Origin of the sequence: Nocardia sp. NPDC060220, assembly GCF_042727815.1 — a bacterium.
Taxonomy (GTDB): domain Bacteria; phylum Actinomycetota; class Actinomycetes; order Mycobacteriales; family Mycobacteriaceae; genus Nocardia.
Window position 1 is genome coordinate 1 of sequence record NZ_JBHWZY010000720.1, and the last position, 3,595, is coordinate 3,595.

Annotated in this window: 4 protein-coding genes and 1 pseudogene; 4 read left to right on the forward strand and 1 reads right to left on the reverse strand. The window is 70.6% G+C overall.

What is annotated here, in order from left to right; genetic code table 11:
• Positions 1-276, reverse strand: a pseudogene (locus ACFWF3_RS28385) (enoyl-CoA hydratase/isomerase family protein); the annotation flags it as partial.
• A 174-nt stretch (positions 277-450) separates the two neighbouring features.
• Here ACFWF3_RS28385 and ACFWF3_RS28390 point away from each other — a divergent pair.
• From ACFWF3_RS28390 to ACFWF3_RS28405, 4 genes are all read left to right on the forward strand, one after another.
• Positions 451-1,170, forward strand: coding sequence for a hypothetical protein (locus ACFWF3_RS28390; protein WP_378993442.1), 720 nt, complete (start codon positions 451-453; stop codon positions 1,168-1,170).
• Positions 1,167-2,129, forward strand: coding sequence for an ATP-binding cassette domain-containing protein (locus ACFWF3_RS28395; protein ID WP_379316535.1), 963 nt, complete (start codon positions 1,167-1,169; stop codon positions 2,127-2,129). The genes ACFWF3_RS28390 and ACFWF3_RS28395 overlap by 4 nt, the downstream gene beginning before the upstream one ends.
• Complete coding sequence (locus ACFWF3_RS28400) at positions 2,126-2,911, forward strand: ABC transporter permease (RefSeq protein ID WP_379316537.1); 786 nt, start codon at positions 2,126-2,128, stop codon at positions 2,909-2,911. Before ACFWF3_RS28395 ends, ACFWF3_RS28400 begins: the two co-directional genes overlap by 4 nt.
• A partial coding sequence (locus tag ACFWF3_RS28405) for an ABC transporter transmembrane domain-containing protein (RefSeq protein ID WP_379316539.1) occupies positions 2,911-3,595 on the forward strand: 685 nt, incomplete at its 3' end. The genes ACFWF3_RS28400 and ACFWF3_RS28405, both read left to right, overlap by 1 nt.

Here is a 3,595-nt window from a genome sequence, read left to right on the forward strand (position 1 = left end):
CTGCTCGAACAGCTCACGCCACAGCTGCGCGCCCTCCTCGACGGTTCGGCCGTCGAAGATGTTCACGTCGACTCCGCCCGAGACGACCTTTCCCTCGGCCCTGATCAGCAATGCCCGCGGCGGCAGCCGGCGCACCGCGGCGATATCGGCGATCAGCGACGCGATGAGTGTGCGATCGAACAGGTTCAGCGGCGGGTGGTCGAGGGTGATCGTCGCGAACTCGGCGCCGGCTTCGGTGAAATCGCGGATGAGTCGGGTTGGCTGGTTTTCACTCATCGGGTCAGCGTAGAACCCGGGCCTGCGGCCGACAGCGTCAGTCGGACCGGCCGACCGGAATCGGTCGCGCACGTCACGGAACCGCGGGCTGTCGGTGGTCGTTGGCATGATGAGCTCTGGGGCGCGCAAGTGCCCTACAGTTCGACTCGTTGGGGCGAAGAGGAGGACGACGCCGTGTTCAAGAACGCGATCGAAAAAGCCGTGGTCGATGTGCTCGACACCGGATCGAAGCTGCAGGCGCCGGCCGTACGCCGCTATGTCGAGTTCCTGCGTGAGCGTCATCCCGGGGAGAGTCCGGCCCAGATCGTGACACGGCTCGAAAAGCAGTATCTGCTCGCCGTCACCGGCAGTGGCGCCGCGGTCGGCGCCACCGCGGCGGTGCCCGGGGTCGGCACGATCGCCGCGCTCGGGGCCGTGAGCGCCGAGACCGTGTTCTTCATGGAGGCGTCGGCGCTGTTCACCCTGGCCCAGGCCGCGGTGCACGGCATCGAGCCCGAGAACAAGGAAGCCCGGCGCGCGCTGGTGCTCGCGGTCGTGCTCGGTGACGCCGGAATGGCGATCGTGCAGAAGGGGCTGAGCACCCAGTCGAAGAACTGGGCGGGCGCGCTGGCAGGCAAGGTTCCCGGCCTCGGCGGGATCAACAGCAAACTGCTGCAACAGTTCATGAAGCGCTTCATCACCAAGCGCGCCGCGCTGATGGCGGGCAAAGTGCTGCCCGCCGGCATCGGCGCCGCCATCGGTGGCGCGGGCAACCGGGCGCTGGGCAAGGTCACCATCGAGAACGCGCACAAGGCTTTCGGCCCCGCGCCGGCGATGTGGCCCACTCCGCTGCACAACGTGATCGATGCCGATCCGCTGCCCGCGATCGGCACCGGCAAGGTGAACAAGAAGTGAGCAGGAGCCGCGGCGGTGACGCTGTGCTGGTGCGTGGCGTCGGCAAACAGTTCGGTCCGGTGAGCGCGGTCCACGAGGTCGACTTCACCGTCCCGGCGGGGTCGGTCACCGCGCTCGTCGGTCCCGCGGGAGCAGGCAAGTCGACGGTGCTGCGGATGGTGCTGGGACTCCAGCAGCCGACCACCGGCGATATCGAGGGCCCCGGCCACGGTCCCGCCGCGGTCGGGGCGGTACTGAGCCCCCGTGGGCTGCATCCGGCACGCACCGTGCGCGAGCAGCTGCGGTGCTACGCGCCGGTCGCGGGCGCGTCCCGTCGCCGGGTCGCGGCGGTGCTCGACGAGACCGGGCTCACCGCCGTCGCCGAAACCGTGGTGGCGCAGCTGCATCCGGGTCAGCAGACGCGTCTGGCCCTGGCCATGGCGTTGCTGGCCGATCCCCCGCTGCTGGTGCTCGACGATCTGTTCGCGGGTGCGAACGGCATCGAACGCGGCTGGCTGCACGAGCTGCTGCGCCGCCAGGTGAACCGCGGCGGCACCGTGCTGGTGAGTTCGGACGCACTGGCCGATGTGGTGGCGAGCGCCGATCAACTCGTGGTGCTCAGCGAAGGCACTGTCGTCTGGCAGGGCGCACCGGCCAAGCTGCGCCGCGGCCATCCCGACCGGCTCGTCGTCGCCGCGTCCCCGTCCATCGCACTGGCGACCGCGCTGGCGGGACGGGGCTTCACCGACGCGGTGATGCGCCCCGACGGCCGGCTGGCCGTCGCCGAGGCGGACGAGGCCACCATCCGTGCCGTCGCGGACCTCGCGCAGGTCCGGATCGGCAGCATCGTGGCCGACCCCATCCACCCCGACCGGGTGCTCGCCTCGCTCACCAAACCCCGCCGTCACCGGCACACCGTGCCCACGCCGAATCCCGCCGCGTACGCCCCGGCGCCGACCTCGTATGGGATGCCCCGATGACCACCTCCGTGCTGCCCGCCGATCTCGTTCCCGGTATCGATACCGAGGCGCGCAAGATCGTCGCGCTGCGGCAGACCCGGCTACTGCTGGCCGCGCCGATCGCGCTGGCACTGGTCGGGACGCTGATCACCGCGATCATGTCCGGGCCTGCCGATCCGAAGGGTCAGCCCGCGACCGGCGCCGCCACGGTCGGGCTCTACCTCGGGATGATCGCGGTCTTCGTGGTCGCCGCACTGCTCGGCATCGCCGCCACCGGAGGTGAGTACCGACACAAGACCATGGCGCTGAGCGTGCTGTTCGCGCCCGATCGCGACCGGTTGGTCATCGTGAAATACCTCGCCACCGCCGCGTTCGCCTTCGCTGTCGCGCTGGCCGCCGAGCTGGTGAGCTTCCTGGTGCTGCTCGTCGCGGCGCGCGGAAAATTCGCACTCGGCTGGCAGCTGATCGAGGTGCTCGCCGCCGGTCTGCTGGTCGCCATGTGCTGGGCGGTGCTCGGCGCCGGAATCGGGCTGCTGCTGCGCACCTTCAGCGGCGCGGTGTGGCTGGTGCTCGGCTGGGCGTTCGCCCTCGAACCGCTGATCTGGGTGGTGGCCAAGGGTTTCGGCGCGGGCGGATTCGCCGCGCTGCTGCCCGTCTCGGCCACGGTGGCAGGAGTGAGCGCGGGCTCGTTCGACGAGGCCGAGGTCTTCGCGCCGACACCGGCGGCCCTGGTGGTACTGCTGCTGTGGACCGCAGCGGTCGGCGCCGCGGGGTGGTGGGACCTGCGCAACCGAGACCTGTAGTGCCCGCGACCGCGGGTTCGTCGGGCTGGATCCGCAGGCTCTGGCGGCTGTGCCTGGAACATCCGCGGCTGCTGGCGGGCATCGTGGTCTCGGTGCTGGCGGGTGCGGCCGTCGCGATCGCCGCACCGCTGGCCACCAAACGCGCGGTCGACGCCGCGCAGGTGGGCGACACCGCGGTGATCGGCAGCGCCGCCGCTGTGCTCGCCGGGCTGGCCGTGACCCGGTTCGTCGTCACGTTCGCGCGCAGGCTCTGGGCGGGCAAACTGTCGCTGGAAGCGCAACACAGCCTGCGGATTTCGCTGCTCGCCGCCCTCCAGCGGCTCGACGGCGCGGGTCAGGACGCGATCCGCACCGGACAGGTGGTGTCGCGCTCCATCACCGATCTGCAACTGGTACAGGGACTGCTGGCGATGGTGCCGTGGTCGGGACTGGCCGTATTGCAGTTCGTGCTGTCGGCGGTGGTGATGGTGTGGCTGAGTCCGCCGCTGGCGCTGGCCGCGCTGCTGGTCGCGCCCGCGATGGCATTGATCGTGTTGCGGACGCGGCCCCGGCTCTACGCGGCGACCTGGTCGGCCCAGCAGCGCGCGGCCGACCTCGCCGAACACGTCGAACAGACGGTGACCGGAGTCCGGGTGGTGAAGGGATTCGGGCAGGAATCCCGGATGGTCGACATCCTCGAAGACC

Bases quoted from the DNA above. Each gene is read 5' to 3' on its own strand.
- ACFWF3_RS28400 (WP_379316537.1), top strand. From the start codon at position 2,126: ATGACCACCTCCGTGCTGCCCGCCGATCTCGTTCCCGGTATCGATACC.